Source organism: Paraburkholderia sp. MM5384-R2, from assembly GCF_014201025.1.
Taxonomy (GTDB): domain Bacteria; phylum Pseudomonadota; class Gammaproteobacteria; order Burkholderiales; family Burkholderiaceae; genus Paraburkholderia; species Paraburkholderia tuberum.
In genome coordinates this window covers 72,350-91,532 of the sequence record NZ_JACHDI010000010.1, presented here as the reverse complement: position 1 = coordinate 91,532, position 19,183 = coordinate 72,350, and the positions used below count along the sequence as shown (strand labels likewise).

Annotated in this window: 17 protein-coding genes; 11 read left to right on the top strand and 6 right to left on the bottom strand. The window is 65.4% G+C overall.

What is annotated here, in order from left to right; translation table 11 throughout:
• Positions 1-18: 18 nt before the first annotated feature.
• Positions 19-789: a 4Fe-4S dicluster domain-containing protein gene (locus HDG37_RS17915; protein ID WP_184049921.1), complete on the top strand. Its 771-nt coding sequence runs from the start codon at positions 19-21 to the stop codon at positions 787-789.
• Between the two features lie 19 nt (positions 790-808).
• On the top strand, positions 809-1,762 hold the full coding sequence (locus HDG37_RS17910) for a DmsC/YnfH family molybdoenzyme membrane anchor subunit (RefSeq protein WP_184049919.1): 954 nt from the start codon (positions 809-811) through the stop codon (positions 1,760-1,762).
• A gap of 57 nt (positions 1,763-1,819) precedes the next feature.
• Here the strand turns inward: HDG37_RS17910 and HDG37_RS17905 are convergent, their stop codons facing one another.
• Positions 1,820-4,405, bottom strand: a complete 2,586-nt coding sequence (locus HDG37_RS17905; RefSeq protein ID WP_184049916.1) for an adenosylcobalamin-dependent ribonucleoside-diphosphate reductase — start codon at positions 4,403-4,405, stop codon at positions 1,820-1,822.
• A 283-nt stretch (positions 4,406-4,688) separates the two neighbouring features.
• Positions 4,689-4,976: a DUF3331 domain-containing protein gene (locus tag HDG37_RS17900; protein WP_013091570.1), complete on the bottom strand. Its 288-nt coding sequence runs from the start codon at positions 4,974-4,976 to the stop codon at positions 4,689-4,691.
• Between the two features lie 342 nt (positions 4,977-5,318).
• On the opposite strand from HDG37_RS17900, the gene HDG37_RS17895 reads away from it, so the two are divergent.
• Positions 5,319-6,413, top strand: a complete 1,095-nt coding sequence (locus tag HDG37_RS17895; protein ID WP_184049914.1) for an AI-2E family transporter — start codon at positions 5,319-5,321, stop codon at positions 6,411-6,413.
• Positions 6,414-6,470: 57 nt separating this feature from the next.
• Here HDG37_RS17895 and HDG37_RS17890 read toward each other — a convergent pair whose 3' ends face one another.
• A complete protein-coding gene (locus HDG37_RS17890) occupies positions 6,471-7,343 on the bottom strand; it encodes an alpha/beta hydrolase family protein (RefSeq protein WP_184049912.1) in 873 nt (290 codons plus the stop codon).
• 212 nt (positions 7,344-7,555) lie between these two features.
• Positions 7,556-8,665 carry an OpgC domain-containing protein gene (locus HDG37_RS17885; RefSeq protein WP_184049910.1) on the bottom strand — a complete coding sequence of 370 codons (1,110 nt, stop codon included), beginning with the start codon at positions 8,663-8,665 and terminating at the stop codon, positions 7,556-7,558.
• A 211-nt stretch (positions 8,666-8,876) separates the two neighbouring features.
• On the opposite strand from HDG37_RS17885, the gene HDG37_RS17880 reads away from it, so the two are divergent.
• The 3 genes from HDG37_RS17880 (at position 8,877) to HDG37_RS17870 (ending at position 11,685) form a co-directional block, all read left to right on the top strand.
• A complete protein-coding gene (locus HDG37_RS17880) occupies positions 8,877-9,119 on the top strand; it encodes a hypothetical protein (RefSeq protein ID WP_184049908.1) in 243 nt (80 codons plus the stop codon).
• A 73-nt stretch (positions 9,120-9,192) separates the two neighbouring features.
• The gene (locus HDG37_RS17875; RefSeq protein ID WP_184049906.1) at positions 9,193-10,371 is read left to right on the top strand and encodes a porin; all 1,179 of its coding nucleotides are present in this window, start codon (positions 9,193-9,195) and stop codon (positions 10,369-10,371) included.
• A 366-nt stretch (positions 10,372-10,737) separates the two neighbouring features.
• Positions 10,738-11,685, top strand: a complete 948-nt coding sequence (locus HDG37_RS17870) for a peptidoglycan DD-metalloendopeptidase family protein (protein WP_184049904.1) — start codon at positions 10,738-10,740, stop codon at positions 11,683-11,685.
• A 250-nt stretch (positions 11,686-11,935) separates the two neighbouring features.
• Here the strand turns inward: HDG37_RS17870 and HDG37_RS17865 are convergent, their stop codons facing one another.
• Positions 11,936-12,334 carry a hypothetical protein gene (locus HDG37_RS17865; protein ID WP_184049902.1) on the bottom strand — a complete coding sequence of 133 codons (399 nt, stop codon included), beginning with the start codon at positions 12,332-12,334 and terminating at the stop codon, positions 11,936-11,938.
• Positions 12,335-12,694: 360 nt separating this feature from the next.
• Here HDG37_RS17865 and HDG37_RS17860 point away from each other — a divergent pair, with 360 nt between their 5' ends.
• The 4 genes from HDG37_RS17860 to HDG37_RS17845 all read left to right on the top strand — a co-directional run bounded on the left by HDG37_RS17860 (position 12,695) and on the right by HDG37_RS17845 (position 18,322).
• The gene (locus HDG37_RS17860) at positions 12,695-13,150 is read left to right on the top strand and encodes a (2Fe-2S)-binding protein (protein WP_184049900.1); all 456 of its coding nucleotides are present in this window, start codon (positions 12,695-12,697) and stop codon (positions 13,148-13,150) included.
• Position 13,151: 1 nt separating this feature from the next.
• Positions 13,152-15,404, top strand: a complete 2,253-nt coding sequence (locus HDG37_RS17855) for a xanthine dehydrogenase family protein molybdopterin-binding subunit (protein ID WP_184049898.1) — start codon at positions 13,152-13,154, stop codon at positions 15,402-15,404.
• A 17-nt stretch (positions 15,405-15,421) separates the two neighbouring features.
• Entirely contained in the window at positions 15,422-16,726 is a 1,305-nt protein-coding gene (locus HDG37_RS17850) for a cytochrome c (RefSeq protein ID WP_184049896.1), read from the top strand.
• 273 nt (positions 16,727-16,999) lie between these two features.
• Positions 17,000-18,322 (top strand): MFS transporter, encoded by a 1,323-nt coding sequence (locus tag HDG37_RS17845; RefSeq protein ID WP_184049894.1) that lies wholly within the window; start codon positions 17,000-17,002, stop codon positions 18,320-18,322.
• Between the two features lie 25 nt (positions 18,323-18,347).
• Here the strand turns inward: HDG37_RS17845 and HDG37_RS17840 are convergent, their stop codons facing one another.
• Positions 18,348-19,004 (bottom strand): amino acid ABC transporter permease, encoded by a 657-nt coding sequence (locus HDG37_RS17840; protein WP_184034006.1) that lies wholly within the window; start codon positions 19,002-19,004, stop codon positions 18,348-18,350.
• Between HDG37_RS17840 and HDG37_RS17835 the strand changes: the two genes are divergently transcribed.
• The coding region (locus HDG37_RS17835; protein ID WP_184049892.1) for a hypothetical protein at positions 19,003-19,183 on the top strand (181 nt) is incomplete at its 3' end. The genes HDG37_RS17840 and HDG37_RS17835 overlap by 2 nt on opposite strands.

The window sequence follows — 19,183 nt, the reverse complement described above, 5'->3', positions numbered from 1 at the left end:
CACGGCAAGGAGCTTGCAATGACCCAGATGGCGCTGGTGATCGATCTGAACGTATGCGTGGGATGCCAGGCGTGCGTGACGAGCTGCAAGGAATGGAACACGTCAGGCGAATCGGGCAGCCTCGCCGATTTCAATCCTTACGACGCGGACCCGTCCGGCACGTTCTTCAACCGCGTGCAGAGCTTCGAAGCGGGCAGCTTCCCCGACACGGAGATGATCCATTTCCCGAAGTCGTGCCTGCATTGCGAGGACCCGCCGTGCGTGCCGGTGTGTCCCACGGGCGCGAGCTACAAGCGCAAGGAAGACGGTCTCGTGCTGGTCGATTTCGATCGCTGCATCGGCTGCAAGTATTGCGCCTGGGCATGCCCGTACGGCGCGCGCGAACTCGACGAAGCGCGCAAGGAAATGACCAAGTGCACGCTGTGCGTCGATCGCATTCATGACGAGCATCTGTCCGAGCGCGATCGCAAGCCGGCCTGCGTGCTCGCATGTCCGACATCCGCGCGGCTGTTCGGCGATATCCACGATCCGGAGTCGGTGGTGTCGCAAGCGATCCGCGAGCGCGGCGGCTATCAGTTGATGCCGGAGTGGGGCACGCGCCCCGCGAATCACTATTTGCCGCGCGTGCCGATCGCGTCCGCGAGTTGCGGCGGCGACGGGTGCTCGTGCAAATCGTCAGGAACGACCACCGGCGATGCCACGCACACGTCGGGCTCGCCCGACTCGCAGCTCGAGGGGCAGCTCGCGCATGGCGAAGTGCATCTCGCGTCGATCGCGAAGCGCATTTGAACGACAACGAGGCCACACGATGAATCCGGCTTTTTCCGTAGTCTTCCTGACCACGCTGAGCGGCGCGGCGCAGGGGCTGTTGATCGCGCTCGTCGGCGTCGAGAGTGCGGCGTGCCTGGGTGTCGTTGCGCAACCCGCCGCCACCGCGTTCTACGTGAGCGGCGCGGCGCTCGCGGTGCTGCTGGGCGGTCTTGGTCTGATCGCGTCGTTCTTCCATCTGGGCCATCCGGAACGCGCGTGGCGCGCGATCGCGATGTGGCGCACCTCGTGGCTGTCGCGCGAATGCCTGTGCCTGCCGGCGTTTCTGGCGTGCGCGTTCCTGTACGGCGTCGCGCACTGGTTGGGCTCGCCGTGGTCGCTCGCGCTCGGCTGGCTCGGTGTGCTCGCGAGCGCCGCGCTGTTCGTCTGCACCGCGATGATCTATGCATGCCTGCGCTTTCTGCAGGAGTGGGCGACGCCGCTGACGCTGGTGAACTTCGTGCTGCTCGGCTGCGCATCGGGCTTGACGCTCGCGACCGCACTGAGCGCATGGTTCGCGCCCGCGCTGACGGCGGGACTGGCGATCTGCGCGTGCCTGCTGACGCTCGCCGGTTGCGCGAGCCGCTACGCGTCGCTCATGCGCAATGCGCGCTTGCGGCCGAAATCGACGGTGCAGAGCGCGACGGGCATCCGCAATCCGAAGCTCGTGCAGGTGTCACGAGGCTTCACCGCCGGTGCGTTCAATTTGCGCGAGTTTTTTCACGGCAAATCGGCGCGGACGTTGCGTGGCGTCAAATGGGGCTTTCTCGTGGGTGCGTTCGTCGTGCCGGTCGTGTTGATCGTGCTGGGCGCGGGGCTGCGTTCGCCTGGCGGGTCGTTCGGCTTGCTGGCCGCGGCTTGTCTCGTGCAGTATGCGGGGCTCGTGGCGGAGCGCTGGTTTTTCTTCGCGGAGGCGAAGCATCCGCAGAATCTTTACTACGCGAAGGTGGGGTGAGGCATCGCCTTCAATAAGCGCGTTCGGCCTGGGTGCCAGCGCGCTCCTCGCCTCGCACTACCCGCACGCCCCCACCTCCCCACACGCGGTACAAAAATCGCAGCCGTCCTTGCGAATCACCGCATTCGCGCCGCACGAAGCGCATTTGCGTCCGAGCATCGTGTGCAGTCCTTGCGTGCCGTTCGGCTGCAGCAAGGTGTCGGCGCTATCCGCTGGATTCGGACGGATGCCGAAATCGGCGGACAGCGCCATGTCGGGTTTCATGTGCCCGCGCGGCAAACGCGCGAGCATCCGCGACGCGACTTGATTGCCCTCGGCGTCTAGAAAGCCGCGTCGATACAGGATTTGCTGGATCGCGAACGCGAGCGCCGCCACTTCGGAATCGTGCCAGCGCGGCGCGCGATGACCGTCGAGACGCTGCACGTCGCCAAGCCGCACCTGTCCGCGATCCCATGACACCTTGCGCATATCCTGCAGATTGCGCGCAACGAAGCCGCCGCGCGCGGCCAGCGACAGCGAACGCATCGTCGCGGTGATCCACTGCTGCGACTCGTCGCGCTGACCGGTCGGAATGAAGAACTCGATCGGCCGCTCGATCGTCACGTCCTCGCCGCCGAGCCGCCCCGTCACCTCGATGAAGGACGCCGCGACATATAGCGACTTCTTGCCCGCCTGGGTCAGATACTCGACCTTCTCGATGATCGCCGGCAACTCGCCTCTGGGCCGATGATCGATCGCGATACGCAGCGGGTCCTGGTCCATCTCGGCGAGCGTGTCGTCGGCCTGCGCGGGCGTCACGCTCAGCACCGCGCCGAGCGTGTCGTTGGGGCGATAGGTGGCTAGGCCCTTCAGCCCGCTTTTCCATGCATCGAAGTAGAGGCTTTCGAACGCGTCGAACGGATAGTCGGCTGGCACGTTGACGGTCTTCGAGATCGACGTGTCGACGTACGGCTGGACGGCCGCCATCATGTCGAGATGGTCGCGCGCCGACATCTGCAGCGCGCTGACGAAATAGTCGGGTAGCCGGCTCACGTCGCCGCCGAGCTCGCGATAGAGCCGGTACGCGTAGTCCTCGACGTCGAACGACTCGCGGCCGCCGTCGGCCATCACTTTCACGCGCGTATAAGTCCACGAGAACGCCGGCTCGATGCCGTTCGACGCGTTGTCGGCGAACGCGAGGCTCACGGTGCCGGTCGGCGCGATCGACAGCAGGTGGCTGTTGCGAATGCCGTCGCGGCGGATCGCCTGCTGAATGTCGTCGGGCAGGCGCGACGCGAACGTGCCGGCTTCCAGATAGCGCGCGGCGTCGAACAGCTCGAACGCGCCGCGCTCCTTCGCGAGTTCGACCGATGCGCGATACGCCTCGTCACGCATCAGCCGCGCGATGCGCACCGCGAAATCGCGGCCTTCCTGCGAGTCGTAGCGCAGGCCCATCATCACGAGCGTATCGCCGAGGCCGGTGAAGCCGACGCCGATGCGCCGCTTCGCGCGCGATTCGTCGTATTGCTGCGGCAGCGGCCACAGCGTGACGTCGAGCACGTCGTCGAGAAAACGCACCTGCGTGCGGGTGCGCCGCGCGAGGCCGTCCCAGTCGAACGACGGCTGGCGGCCCTGCAACTGCGCAAACGGATCGACGACGAAGCGCGTCAGATTGAGCGGCCCCAGATTGCAGCAGCCGTAGGCGGGCAGCGGCTGCTCGCCGCACGGATTGGTGGCGCGGATCGTTTCGACGGCGCGCAGATTGTTGTCCTCGTTCATCCGCGAGATGAACACGATGCCGGGCTCGGCGACGTCGTACGTCGAGCGCATGATGCGGTCCCAGATCGCGCGCGCCGGGTGCTCGCTGTAGACCCACAGGCCGTCCTCGCGCTGCCGCACGTCGCCGGCCGCGCGCAGCGCAGGCGACGGCTCGGCGCGATGGACCAGTTGCCACGCCTCGTCGTTTTCGACCGCGCGCATGAACTCGTCGGTGACGCCGACCGACACGTTGAAGTTGTTCCAGCGTCCCTTCGAATGCTTGGCCTCGATGAATTCGAGCAGGTCGGGGTGGTTGCAGTCGAGCACCGCCATCTGCGCGCCGCGCCGCGAGCCCGCGCTTTCGACGGTACGGCACGACGCGTCGAACACGTCCATGTAGCTGCACGGACCCGAGGCGGCCGAACTCGTGGTGTGAACGCGCGCGCCCTTCGGCCGGATCGCGGAGAAGTTGTAGCCGACGCCGCCGCCGCGCCGCATCGTTTCGGCCGCCTGCAGCAGCGCCACGTAGATGCCGGGCAAGCCCTGTTCATCGACGCCCTGGATCGAATCGCCAACCGGCTGCACGAAGCAATTGATCAGCGTCGCGGCGATGCCGCTGCCCGCCGCGCTCATGATGCGGCCCGCGCCGAGCGCGCCGTGGCGCATGTTGTCGACGAACTGTTCCTCGACCGACGCGCGCAACTCGGGCGGCTCGGCCTCGGCGGCGCCGCGCGCGACGCGGCGATATACATCGTCGGCCGATTGCTCGTCGCCTTTCGCATACTTTTCGAGCAGCACGTCGAGAGAGAACTGCTGCGGCGGGATTAGCAAAGCGGAAGGAGCGGAGGAGGCGGGAGGCGTGGAAGCGGCGTTGGCCGCGCGGGTTTGCGGCGTGTCTTCTGCCATGATCGGCCCTCAAACGGCGTCGCGGCGGGCGCGGCGCGGTGGTGGAAGGCGCGCGGCCGGCACCGGATAGCGAGCCGGCGCTCGGGCGGGCGCAACGAGTCCACCTTAACGCACGAGGCGCGGGGCGGCAACCGGCAGCGGGGCCGGCGCGGCGCCGCATCGTGCGATGCCGCGGCCGCCGGGCACGCGCTCGCTAAGGGCACGTGGGCAGTAGGGAGATCGCCCCTGGAACAACGGGTTGAAACCCGCGCTTAGTGCGCGGGACTCGGGAACGTTCCGTGCGTCAGGCCGCTTCAAGCAGCGGTTCGAGGATTTCCGCGCAGATCATGGCGGACGCATTCGACGGCGCCGGGCGCTCGGCCGGCTTGAACACCGGGTCACCGCGACGGATCTTGCGGCGCGACACCGCGCAGGTGCCGGAAGAATGCGCCGAGCGACGGCGCCAGCGCTGCTCACCGTAGTGGCAGCGGCCCGGCTCGACCCAGCGGATCACCAGCGTCGTGTCGGAGCTCTCGAGAATTTCGATGCGTACGCCATTGCTACCGTCGAGGGGGATGGACTCCAGGGTCATCATCGGCTCCGTGTTGTGGAGTGCCGAATTTAGTCCCACGCGCGCCGGATAGCCATTGTGTCATCGTTGAAACACCGTTCCGGAATTAGCAATAATCAGACTTGACATTAGCGATTCGCCGAAATGACAGGCGTTGCAGGCATTTTTATGTGATTTTTTAATAATGCACATCTTTGCAACGCTGTGTTGCTTGTGGCGCGACGAGGAGGGCGGCCGGGAAAGAGGCGGCAACGCTTCCTTTAAGATGTCGAATGTCGGGCGGCGAACTGAGCCGTCAGTGTAGCGGGTTTGAATTTTTCAGGTCGGCTCGCGCGCGCGCCGTTCAAAAACACAAGAGTTCACATGATTCCACGCTCTCCCGCCGTCCCTCCCAACTCTCCCGAAGCGTCGTCCGTCGCCGCCGAGCGCCTGAAAAAGCAGAAGGCCGCATCGGTCGTGCTCTATATCGGTCTCGCGCTGCTCGCATTGTGGGTGGTGCGCGATTTCATCGTGGTGGTGGCGTGGGCCGGGGTCGTCGCGATCGCGCTGTGGCCGCTGCTGCACAAGGTGGCGGGCAGCCACTGGTTCAAGGGGCGCGCGACCTTGCTCGCGACGGTCTTCACGCTGGTGATCGCCGTGCTCGTGCTGCTGCCGGTCGGGCTCGGCATCGCCCAGGCGCTGCGCGAGGCGCACGAGCTGAACGACTGGTTCCGCAGCGTGCAGGAGAACGGCATCGCGCTGCCGGACTTCATCAACCGTCTGCCGTTCGGCGTGCAGCAGATCACTTCCTGGTGGCAGGCCAATCTTGCTCAGCCGCTGCGCGACTCGGCCGCGATGAAAGGCTTGCACAGCAATACGGTGATGACGCTCGGCCGGCTTTTCGGCGCGCGCGCCGCGCATGCGGCAATGGTGTTCGCGTTCATGCTGGTGACGCTGTTCGTGATTTTTCAGGCGGGGCCGCGGTTGTCCGGCTCGCTGCTGAAGGCCGCGCGACGCGGTTTCGGCGATAGCGGCGCGGACCTCGTCGCGCATATGGGTATCGCGGTGCGCGGCACCGTGTCGGGGTTGATCGTGGTCGGCGTCGGCGAAGGCCTGCTGCTTGGCGTCGCCTACTTCGTGACCGGGCTGCCGCATGCGGCGCTGCTCGGCTCCGTCACGGCGATCGCCGCGATGCTGCCGTTCTGCGCGCCGATCGTGTTCGGTCTCGCGGCGCTGTGGCTGCTCGTGCAGGGCTCGATGGTCGCGGCGGCCGGGCTGCTGGTGTTCGGCGCGGTCGTCGTGTTCGTCGCCGAGCACTTCGTGCGGCCGGTGCTGATCGGCAACTCGACGCGCCTGCCGTTTCTGCTCGTGCTGTTCGGCATTCTCGGCGGCGCGGAGACGTTCGGGCTGCTGGGGATTTTCATCGGCCCCGCGTTGATGACGGTGCTGATGGTGCTGTGGACCGATCTCGTGGAGTAGCGCGGGCGTCGAGGGACGCGGGGCTGGGCGGCCGTGCGCCTCGCGTGCCGCGCCGGCTCAAGGGCGCTGATTCGACGGATGCTCCTGCGCCGGCGGCTTCACGCAGCCGAGCGTGTATTTGAGCGCGGCGGGCAACAGCGCGCTCCACACGTCCCACGTATGGCCGCCGTCGATGATGCGCAGCGCCGCCGGATTGCCCGCGAGCCGCAGATGCGTGTACAGCAGCGACGCGTCGGCCTGGATTTCGAGGTCGTCGTCGCCGGATGCGATGAACATCGGCAGGCGATATGCCTGGCTCATGTAGCGGTCCCACTGCGCCGGATAGTTGAGCTCGTGCCACACGCGCGGATCGAACTGGCGCTCGCCGAATACGCCGACCCGCCGTGCCGCCGACGCGCGCGGCGGCTCGTTCGCGTAGATCGCCGGACTGAGCAGCAGCGCGCCGCAAAACATCTCGGGCTGCGTCAGCGCGTAGCGCAGCGCGCCGAAGCCGCCCATCGACACGCCGCCGATCATCCGGCCTCCGCGCTGCGTCGCGACCGCGTAGTGCGTTTCGATCTCGGGCAGCAGATCGTCGAAGAACGCGCTCTCCATCTTTTCCTTGCGGTCGACGTACCAGTCCGTGCCGCCTTGCGGCATCACGATGACGACCGGGGCAATCTCCTTGCGCTCGATCAGCGTGTCCGCGGCGTTCTGCAAATGACCTTGCGTGAGCCAGTCGTTGGCGTCGCCGTTATTGCCGTGCAGCAGGTAGAGCACCGGCAGGCGCGGACCGTCCGCGCGATAGCCGCCCGGCAGGTAGATCGTGTAGTTCCAGTCGCGGCCGAGCGCATCGGAATGGAAGCTGCGGCTCGCGACCGTGCTCGCGAACGCGGGCGCGCCGACGGCGAAGGCAAGCAGTGCGAGGGCGAAACCGAAGACTCGACGCATGTCAGTAGGGAAGGACGGCGGGCGCGGGACTCGCGCGCGGCCGTCATGCTATCAGCATTGACGCCAGATTTGAGATGGAAAGTGGCGCAGAGAAGGACGGCGCTTTATGCGCGCAAAGTTCTTCGGGCGCCAAGGGGACGTCAAGTGCCCCGAGAATCGCGACGCGTCAGGGACGCGCTCGAAGGGCGCTCGAAACGTTGCCGAAAAGTTCTTCAGCCCGACGTCCGCAGCCGCCCGTCCACGAGCCGCCCGACGACCCGCTTCAGCGGTTCCACGGCCAACGCGACGGCAAACAGCGCGCCGACCGCGGCCGCATCGGCGAGCAGTCCGAGCGGATAGTTCAGGTAGCCATCGGTCGCCGCGTAGAGCACCGAGTCGATCACCAGCGAAATCACCGCGCCGGCAATGAAGCACAGCAAACCCTGACGCCCGATCACGCCGACCCACGGCAGCCGCCGCGCGACCTTCTTCGCCCAGCCGAGCTCGACCAGATTGGCGACGAGCCACGCGATCGCGAGGAAGTTCCCCGCGCGCAGGTAGGACAGGTCCTGCTTGAGGCTCGCGGCAGGTGGCGCATGCAGCAGAACGAGTTTGTAGTACGCGGCGCCCACGACCACCGCGAACGCCAGCACGCTGACGAGCCACCCGGATCGATGCGCGCAGGTGCGCTGATACACCGGCTGGCAGCGCGCGAGCACGCCGAGCACGAACATCAGTTGCCACGCGAACGGGTTGAAGTCCCAGTGCATGTCGGGCGCGGCGGGAAGGTACTGGCTGACCGCCGGTGCGCCGGCCCACAGCGCGACGCTGCCGGCGACCAGCAGCCAAGGCTTGCTGCGCGCGAGCGGCAGGATCGCGGGCACCAGCAGCGCGAACAACGCGTACATCGGCAGCACGGACGCGAGGTACGGCTGGCGGCGTAGCAGCACGATGTCGCGCAGCGCGGCAAGCGGCGTGTCGATCAGGTCGTCGAGATCGGTCGTGGCGAGATTCGGCCCGTCGATGCTGAATGCGGTTAGCACCGCGCTGACCAGCAGCATCAGCCCGGCGGTGACGAGAAACGCGCGATAGATCTCGAACGAGCGGCGCAGGAAGCGGCCGCGCGCGATCGTCTCATTGCGCCGCTCGGCGAGCGTCGCATAGGCGGTGGCGGTCGCGAAGCCGCCGAGGAACACGAATACTTCGGCGGCATCGCACAGCGCGTACGCGTGCAGCGTCACGCGCGACAGAATGCTGCCGCCGATGTGATCGACGACGATGATCAGCAGAACCAGTCCGCGGAAAAAGTCGAGCTCGATCAGGCGGGAAGATGACTTGGCCATTGTTTGCGTCAAAGGCAGCCTCGTGCGACGGCGCGCTGATCCAGCGCGGCGGGCGTCTCACAAGGCTTTTTAATATGGGATTGGGTGCTGCGGCGGTGAGGTGATCCGTGCTGGCGTCGCCTGTGGCCCATCTTGCCACGCTCGACCGGTATCGCAAGGCGGCCGTGTCAGCGGGCTGTGAAGATGACCTTCGCGGTGACGCCGAGTTCCGTTGCATCGCAGCAAGGCGCAGGATTATATTTCTTTTCATGACAATGACGCAGCGAGACGGGCGGCAGCGGCTGCTGTTTACCTGAAGCGACGTTACGAAAAAAGAGGCAGCAACGCGCAGTGGAGAATTAGCAACATTCTCGATGCTTGGCGCATCCACTCATGGACGGCCAGCCGATGTCGTGTGAGGATTTCCGGAAAAGCGCAGCTATTGGAGCAGTCTTCAGAACTGCTGGAAAAGTGACGAGAATAAAGAGCAAAGAGAACAAAGCGGCCGGATCGAGTTGTCCTATCACTCGAGGTGCAGGGAGATCATCATGAACAAGCAAGTGTTCGCGCTGGCTGTCTCCATTGCTGCGTCTGCCGTTCTTGCCGCGCCTGCCGCCGCGCAGACTAGCGTCACGCTGTACGGCGTGATCGACGAAGGCATCAACTACACGAACAATGTCGGCCACGGCCATGTTTATGAACTCGCCAGCGGTCTTGCGCAGGGAAGCCGCTGGGGCCTGAAGGGTTCCGAAGATCTCGGCGGCGGCCTGAAGGCGATCTTCCAGCTCGAGAATGGTTTCGATCTGAATTCCGGGCGGCTCGGGCAAGGCGGCCGCCTGTTCGGCCGGCAGGCTTTCGTCGGACTCAGTTCACAGGCGTACGGCACGCTGACGTTCGGCCGGCAATACGACTCGGTCGTCGATTATCTCGCGCAGACGACGGCCAACGGCAATTGGGGCGGCGAGTTGTTCTCGCATCCGTACGACAACGACAACACCGACAACACGTTCCGCCTCGACAATACCGTCAAGTACACGACCCCGTCGATCTCGGGCTTCCAGTTCGGCGGCACCTACAGCTTCAGCAACGACACGAACTTCGCCAACAATCGCGCCTACAGCTTCGGCGGCCAGTACACGTACGGCGGGCTGCTGGTCGCGGCCGCCTATCTGCAGGCCGACAATCCGGGCAACGGCTCGAACGGGGCGATCACCGCGAACGACGCCGGCTTCGTCGCGACGCGCCTGCGCGTGTTCGGCGGCGGCATCACCTATACGTTCGGACCGGCGACGGCGGGCTTCGTCTATAGCAATTCGAACTACCTGGAGCCGACCGCAAACGGCTATCTCGGCATCGAGCCGCTGGTGCCGCTCGTGCCCGTCACACCGCCGGGCGTGCTGCTGAATTCGCTCAAGTATCAGAACTTCGAGATCAACGGCAAATATCAGATTTCGCCGGTGCTGTTCGTCGGCGCGCAGTACGTGTACACGATGGAAACCTACGACGCATCGAACGGCGGCGTGAAGCCGCGCATCCATACGTTCGGCCTGATGGCCGACTACAACCTGTCCAAGCGCACCGACCTCTATCTGCAGGGCGCCTATCAACAGGTCACCGGCGATTCCACGCTATCGATCCTCGATTTCGCATTCATCCCCGGCACGCAGTCGCCGTCGTCGACGTCGAAGCAGGTCGTCGTACGCGCGGCGATCCGGCATAAGTTCTAGTTCGCTGCCCGTCAAACGCAAAAAGGCCAGCCTTCGGATTTCGAAGGCTGGCCTTTTTTGCGCCCTCCGACGCGACGCATGGCTATTCAAGTTCCCCTCCCGCCTGCCGATAAGTCGAATGTCAACAAGTCTGAACGCGCCGCGGCGAAGCGGTGATGTGTGCGTCGTTGGCGTCCCGATACACGTGCGGGTCGTAACGCGGAAATACGGCTCGTAACGTCTGTATCAGAGTGTGTGGGGCAGCGCGTTTTTATTAAACGACGCTTTAGAATTCCGCGAGAAATTTGATCGGCAAGCAGGCAGGAAATGAGCGCCGCGGCATCGGGCTATCCGGCTTGCGCATTCATAGAGCAGGAGTCGAACAGGATGAGAAAGCGTTTCGACAGAACGTTATTGGCCAGTCTCGCTGGCGCGTGGGTCGCGCTGGCCGTCAGCGGTTGTGCGAACGTCGGGCAGCCCAATGCGCAGAACGGTGCGGCAACCAGCGCCAACGCGGCGTCCGGCGTGCCGGCGGCGAATGCGACGGGAGCGGCGTCCGGCGACCCGGCGGCAGCCGCGCCGCTGTCGATCGACGCCAGCGATAACGCGCCGCTGAAAAAGTCGCCGCCGCTCGTGTATCGGGTCAGGCGCGGCGACACGCTCGCGCGGGTTGCGCAGCATCATCACATCAGCGTCAAGCAGTTGCAGGCATGGAACGGGTTGAAGGCGTCGGCGCGGCTGAAGCCGGGGCAGGTGCTGCAAGTTGCGTCGCCGGAAACGGTGCGCGCGGTGAAGGCGGCCAATGCGGCGGCCGCCGCAAAGGCGGCGGCGCAATCCGCGGCGCGGCGTGCGTCACAAGCGACAGCGCAAACGTCGGCGCAAGCTTCGACACAGTCCGCCGCGCCGGCGCCGGATGCCACCGCAGTGCGCGAAGTCACGCAGGAAACCCGCCGGCACGCGAGCAGCGTAACGCTCGCGTGGCCTGCCGCGGGCAGCGTCGTCGAAGCGTTCCAGCCCGGCGAAACACGCGGCATCGAAATCGGCGGCAACGCGGGCGATCCGGTGCGAGCCGCCGCCGACGGCAAGGTGATGTACGCGGGCACCGGACTGAACGGCTACGGCAGTCTGATCATCGTCCAGCACAACAAGGATTTTCTGACCGCGTATTCGCACAACCGCAAGCTGATGGTCAAGATGGGCGACATCGTCCGCAAGGGACAGCAGATCGCGGAGATGGGCGACGAGAACAACTCGCGTGTGTCGGTGGGGTTCGAAGTGCGGCGCGACGGCAAGCCGGTCGATCCGCTGCCTTATCTGCCGCAGGGGCGCGGCTGAGCTTCCACGTTCCCGCAAAAGCTCACCTTGGATTTATTCAGCTAAACCAGGTAATTTGATCGACCGCGCATTCCGGCGGTCGACGAATCGTTGCAAAAGTACCTTTAAGTAAGAGCATTCCGCTCGATCTGCGCAAGAATACCGACGATCAACCATGCGGCCTCGACCCGCAGCCGTTTATGAACGGTGAGGCAATGCAGGAGCCGGCAGGCAGCGCACGCGCCGCCGCCGTGCCTGGCGCGGATCGCCGTTACGTCGTTTGCCCTCCGCGCAGCAGCCGCGCTACCTCGCCGTGGTAATGCAGGATCGCGGGATCGGCCTGCAAGAGCGGCAGATAACGCGGCAGGAAGTGATTGTGCGGTTGATCGGGCGAGAACAGGCCGACCACGGCCTCGGCGGTCGCGAGACGGTCGCCGGCCTCGGCTTCCGCGTCGTCGAGAACTTCGTCGACGCTCGCGATCACCGTCGACAGCGGCGTCAGCCAACGAAACCCCGAGCCGTTGATCAGCACCTGCAGGAATGCCGCCGGCGTTACCGGGCCGAACTCCTTTTCGTACGCGGCGCGTTCGTGATCGAGAATCGCCTTGTGCAGCGCAAGCAATGGTCGGCGAATCTCCGTGAGGAATTGAGTGCATTGCGGGTCGTTCATCGGCGGCTCCAGCGGCTGAGGTGATTCGACGGAATCGTGCGTCGCAACACCACGCAGTGCGATGCAGCGGGTCGCGCGATCACGCTAACGGATCGATCCGTCGATGGTAACGCATCGCTCCAGCCCACACATGCGATCCACCGCGCACAGCATGCGATGTGCCGCCTGACACCGCCAAAGCGAACTTCTTTCGACACGACTACAATCGGCCGGTTTTCTTGCGACACCCGCTCGCTCACAGGCCGCATTTCATGGCTTATTAGCGTGACACGCCGAACAAAACCGGTGCATGTCGGCGGTCTGGTGCGGTGTCGCGATCTAAACCGCGTGACCACAACAACATCCCACCCGGAGCCGCTCATGACAACGCTCAATATCAACGGCGAAACCCATACCGTCGATGCCCCGCCCGACATGCCCCTGCTGTGGGTGCTGCGTGATCTCGTCGGGCTGACCGGCACCAAGTTCGGCTGCGGCATCGCGCAATGCGGCGCATGCACCGTGCATCTCGACGGCGTCGCGGTGCGCTCGTGCGTGTTCCCGGCGGCGGCGGTCGGCGAGCGCAAGATCGTCACGATCGAAGCGCTCGGCGCCACGCCCACGGGCCAGAAAGTGCAGCAGGCCTGGCGTGAGCTCGACGTCGTGCAATGCGGCTACTGTCAGTCGGGGCAGGTGATGTCGGCGGCGTCGCTGCTCGCGCGCAATCCCAATCCGAGCGACGCCGACATCGACGCCGCGATGGCGGGCAACATCTGCCGCTGCGGAACCTATCACCGCGTGCGCGCGGCGATCAAGCACGCCGCGAAGGGGGCCTGACATGTCCCAGGGATTGCTCGATGCACAGAACGGCGCGCAACCGGCTGACACCGACGCGCGGCATGCGCGCGGCATCTCGCGGCGCGGCTTCCTCAAATTCGGCGTGACGGTCGGCGCCGCGGCCGGCGGCGGTCTGCTGCTCGGCTTCAGCATGCCGGCCGCGAGCCAGGATCAGAAGGCGGGCAAGAGCGTGATCGGCGGCGACGCGAACGAAGCGCCGCAAAGCGGCGTGTTCGCGCCGAACGCGTTCATCCAGATCGACAACGCCGGCAAGGTCACGCTCGTGATGCCGAAGGTCGAGATGGGTCAGGGCGTCTATACGTCGATTCCGATGCTGATCGCCGAGGAACTCGAAGTGCCGCTCGGCACGGTCACGCTCGATCACGCGCCGCCCAACGAAAAGCTCTTCATGGACCCGCTGCTCGGCGGCCAGTTGACCGGCGGCTCGACGTCGATCCGCTTCGCGTGGGAGCCGATGCGCCGCGCGGGCGCGACTGCGCGCGTGATGCTGATCAACGCGGCCGCGCAGCAGTGGCAGGTCGATCCGGCGAGTTGTCATGCGCAGGCCGGTCAGGTGATCCACCCGGCCAGTAATCGCAGCGCGAGCTATGGTCAGCTCGCGCAGGCCGCCTCCGCGCTGCCCGCGCCGCAGAACGTGCCGTTGAAAGACCCGAAGGACTTCAAGCTGATCGGCACGCCGGCGAAGCGTCTCGATTCGCCGGAGAAAGTCGACGGTACCGCGCAGTTCGGCCTCGACGTGCGCTTGCCTGACATGGTTTACGCGGCGATCGCGAACTGTCCGGTGTTCGGCGGCACGCTCGCGAGCGTCGACGATACGCATGCGAAGACGATCCCCGGCGTGCGCGAGGTCATCAAGCTCGACAACGCGGTCGCGGTGATCGGCGCTCACACGTGGGCCGCGAAGCGCGGCCTGCAGGCGCTCGACATCAAGTGGAACGAAGGCGCGGGCGCACAGGTATCGATGAAGCGCATCGTCGACGATCTCGCGGCGGCCTCGCAACATGGCGGCGCAGTGGCGCGCAAGGACGGCGACGTCGGCCGCGCGTTCGGCGAAGCGAAGTCGCGCGTCGACGCGGTCTACCAGCAGCCGTTCCTCGCGCACGCGACGATGGAGCCGGTCAACGCCACGGTCCACGTGCGCGGCGACGCCTGCGAAATCTGGCTCGGCTCGCAGGTGCCGACGCGTGTCGTCGATGCGGCGGTCGCGGTCACGGGCTTGCCCGCCGACAAGATCATCGTGCACAACCATCTGATCGGCGGCGGCTTCGGACGGCGGCTCGAAACCGACATGGTCACGCAGGCCGTGAAGGTCGGCAAACAGGTGTCGACGCCGGTCAAGGTGCTGTGGACGCGCGAGGAGGACATCCAGCACGACATGTACCGGCCGTACTACTACGACACGATCTCGGCCGGGCTCGACGCGAACGGCAAACCGATCGCGTGGCAGCATCGCATCGCCGGGTCGTCGATCATGGCGCGCTTCGCGCCGCCCGCGTTCAGGAACGGGCTCGACCCCGACGCGGTGGAGGTCGCCGCCGATCTCCCGTACGACCTGCCGAACCAGCTGGTCGACTACGTGCGCGTGGAACCGCACGCGGTGCCCACCGCGTTCTGGCGCGGCGTCGGGCCGACGCGCGGCACGTTCGTCGTCGAGAGTTTCATCGACGAACTCGCCGCGCACGCGAAGATCGATCCGGTGCAGTACCGGCGCGATCTGCTCGGCAAATCGCCGCGCGCGTTGAACGTACTCAACCTGGCCGCGCAAGCGGGCAACTGGGGCAGCGCGCTGCCCAAGGGGCAAGGGCGCGGCATCTCGGTGATGCACGCGTTCGGCAGCTTCTTCGCGATCGTCGTCGAGGTCGCGCTCGAGCAGGGCGAAGTGACGGTCAAGCGCGTCAACTGCGCGGTCGATTGCGGGATGTTCGTCAACCCGAACACGATCGAAGCGCAGGTGCAGGGCGGCATCATCTTCGGCATCACGGCGGCGCTTTATAGCGAGATCACGATCAAGGACGGTCGCGTCGAGCAGAACAACTTCACCGACTACCGGATGCTGCGCATCAACCAGACGCCGCCGATCGACGTGCATATCGTGAAGAGCGGCGAGGCGCCCGGCGGCATCGGCGAACCCGGCACCGCGGCGCTCGCGCCCGCGCTGACCAACGCGATCTATGCGGCCACCGGCACGCGGCTGCGGCAATTGCCGGTTGGCCGCCAACTGCACAGCGCCTGACGCGAAAGGAGCCCGACATGAAAAAAATGTGGAAGGGTCTTGGCGCGGCGCTATGCGTCGCATTGCCGTTTATCGCCCAGGCGCCTGCTGATGCCGCAACTCCGGCAGCCACCGGCGCAGCCGATCAAACGCTCGTGCAACGCGGCGCTTACCTCGCTCAACTCGGCGATTGCGCCGCCTGCCACACCGCGCCGAAAGGCAAGCCGTTCGCCGGCGGCCTGCCGATGAACACGCCGATGGGCCGCATCTACGTGACCAATATCACGCCCGACGCACGGACCGGCATCGGCGGCTACACGGAAGCCGACTTCGCGCGGGCGCTGCGTGAGGGCGTCGCGAAAGACGGCCACAACCTGTATCCGGCGATGCCGTATCCGTCCTACGCGAAGGTCGACGACGACGACGTGAAGGCGCTGTACGCGTTCTTCATGCACGGCGTCGCGCCAGTGCAGCAGGCGAATCGCGAGTCCGACATCAAGTGGCCGTTGAACATGCGCTGGCCGCTGATGTTCTGGAACATGGCGTTTCTCGAGAAGGGTGCGTATCGCGACAAGCCGGGCAAGGACGTCGCGTGGAATCGCGGCGCGTATCTGGTGCAAGGGCTCGGACATTGCGGGTCGTGTCACACGCCGCGCGGTGTTGCGTTCCAGGAAAGTGCGCTCGACGAAAGCGGCAGCGCATTCCTGAGCGGCGCGCTGCTCGACGGCTGGTTCGCGTCGAACCTGACGGGCGAGCACAACACCGGGCTCGGCCGCTGGAGCGACGAGGATCTGCGCACGTTCCTGAAGACCGGCGCGAATCGCCATGCATCGGCGTTCGGCGCGATGACGAGCGTGATCAACAACAGCACGCAAGCGATGAGCGATCAGGACGTCGCGGCAGTCTCGACGTATCTGAAGTCGCTGTCGCCGGTCGGCGGCACCGGCGCGGCGGCCTATACGTACGATCCGCAGGCGACGAAGGTGTCGCTCGATCGCCCCGCGAACGATGCCGGCGCACGCGTCTATACGGCGTATTGCATGCATTGCCACGGCGTCGACGGGCACGGCTTCGCGCCGATGCTCGCGCCGCTCGCCGGCAATCCGAACGTGCTCGCGAAGGACGCGTCGTCGCTGATCAACGTGACGCTGAACGGCACCGGCGATCTCGTGATCGACGGCGTGCCGTCGCCGTTTCCGATGCCCGGCTTCGCCGCGGTGCTCGACGATCAGCAGATCGCCAATGTGCTGAGCTTCGTGCGGGCTGGCTGGAACAACGGCGCGCCGGCGGTCGGTGCGGCAGAGGTGGCGAAGTTGCGGCAGTCGACGCAGGCGGGGCGTTGATCGCCGGCTAAGTGCGGCGCAGAAGCGCGCTTGCCGACCTCGCGCCGTTTCAGGTTGTGGGCCAACCGACGGCAGCTATCATAGTGGGACGGCACACCGCGCCTTCGTCGATGGACTCGCCGTCGGCCAATGCCGACATTAGCATCACGACCGATACGGGCGCATTGGTCCTATGGGAGTCCCCGTCGGGTTCGAACGGCTCTCAGAATTGGCCACGACCTTCGTCCGCCGTGCGGCGTCGAAGTCTCTGCGCGAAGCTCATGGACTTCCGACATGACCCTACCCAGTCAAGCCCGAAACGTGTCGGTCACACCGTCGGCTTCTCGCCTGTCGACGCTCAGTCACATACAGATCGCGTCGCTGTGGTTTGCGCTCTTTACCCAATGGATGACGGTCGTTCCGGTGCTCGTGCCGGCACAGGTCGCCGCTATGCTCGGACGCGATGCCGCGTTGAAGGAAGGCGTGGCCGGCTCCGTCATTGCGTCCGGCGCATTCATTGCGATGATCGTGGCGCCATTGGCCGGCGCGCTTTCGGATCGCTGCTCTGCAAAACATGGACGCCGGCGACCGTTTCTCGTCACCGGCGTGTTCGGCATTGCGGTTGCACTGGTATGGCTTGGTTCATTCAACGGCGGGGGGAGCGTAGGGATGTATACACTCGCGTTCCTGCATCTCCAGTTCTGGTGGAACTGGGCGGCGGGGCCGTACGCCGGGCTGGTGCCCGATGTCGTGCCAAAACAGGAAACCAACCGCGCGAGCGCGTGGCTCAACGTGATGACCGTGCTCGGCACGATCACTGGCAACGTGGTGCTCGTTGTCCTCTATTCGCCGGGCCACCTGTATCCTACGGTTGCCGCGTTCATTGCGATCATGTTGCTCTGCCTTTGGCTGACGATTCGCGGCTCGCGCGAGCCGATACCTGTCAGATCCCGACAACGGTTCGAGCTCGTCACGTTCATGCGCTCGTTCTATCTCGATCCACGCCTGCACCGAAACTTTTACTGGGTGCTGGTAACCCGTCTGTTCGGCAACATGGGAATCTGGTCGATCTTCGCCTTCATGTTGTACTACCTGCAGGACGTGATCGGCATTCGTCATCCGACCAGTCTCCTGAATGGGCTGCTTGGCGTCGGCGTGGTGCTAGCGATCCCGGCCAGCCTGCTGGGCGCACGGCTCGCCGACCGGCACGGCGTCGTTCCCGTCGTCCGCCTGACCAGCTGGATCATGGCCGGAGCTGCGATCGGCTTTGTCCTGCTGGCGTTGCATCCAAACCTGTTGCTGGTGATCACCGTCGGGCTGGTTTTCTGCGCCGCTTACGGAACCTATCAAGCCGTCGACTGGGCACTCGCGCTGCAAGTGTTGCCGGACGATGCGTCCAGCGGCAAGGACATGGGCATCTGGCAAGTGTCGATGGTGCTACCGCAGATCCTCGGCCCTGCCGCGACCGGCTGGATGCTGTCATGGGTCAAGGCGTTTGCCGGTGCCGGACCCGCCTATGTCGTCGCGTTCGTCGTCGCAGCGGGGTGGTTCGTGCTCGCGGCGTGGTTCGTCTCGCGCATCAAGATTGCTTCCCGGCAGCACGTATCCGTGACTTGAACTACAGACCGCGAATCACCTCACCTCACCGATGCTGTCCCACCTTCTGCCGCTTTTCGAGCACGCGAGCATACCAGGTCAGCGGAAAACACATCGCGAAGTAGATCATCGCGACCATGCCATAGATCGGAAACGGCCGGAACGCGGCATTCGTGATCATCGTGCCGGTCTTCGTCAGTTCGGCGAAGCCGATGATCGACGCGAGCGCGGTGCTCTTGACCACCTGCACGAGAAAACCGACGCTCGGCGCGACCGCGATCTTCAGCGCCTGCGGCCACACGATGTAGCGCAACTGCTGGCCGAACGTCATGCCGAGGCTCGCACCCGCGGCCCACTGACCGCGCGGCACCGCTTCGACGCAGCCGCGCCAGATGTCGACCAGATACGCGCTCGTATAGAGCGTCAGCGTGACGGTCGCCGCGGCCCACGGCGACACGTCGATGCCGATCAGCGGCAAGCCGAAGAAGGCGAGAAAAAGCTGCATCAAGAGCGGCGTGCCCTGAAACACCTCGACGTACAGCACGACGATGCGGCGCAGCCACGCGATCGGCGACACGCGCATCGCGAGCAGCACGAGCCCGACGATCCCGCCGCCGACGAACGCGATCAGCGACAGCAGCACGGTCCAGCGCGCGGCGAGCAGCAGGTTGCGGGCGATGTCCCACAGCGTGAATTCGACCATGATCAGCGCTCCGTCGGCAGGGTGCGCGCGCCGCGCCACATCAGGCGGCTGCGCCAGTTGCGCGGCAAGCCGTCGTTGCCGCTACTACTACTACTACTACTACTACTACTACTACTACTACTACTACTACTACTACTACTACTACTACTACTACTACTACTACTACTACTACTACTACT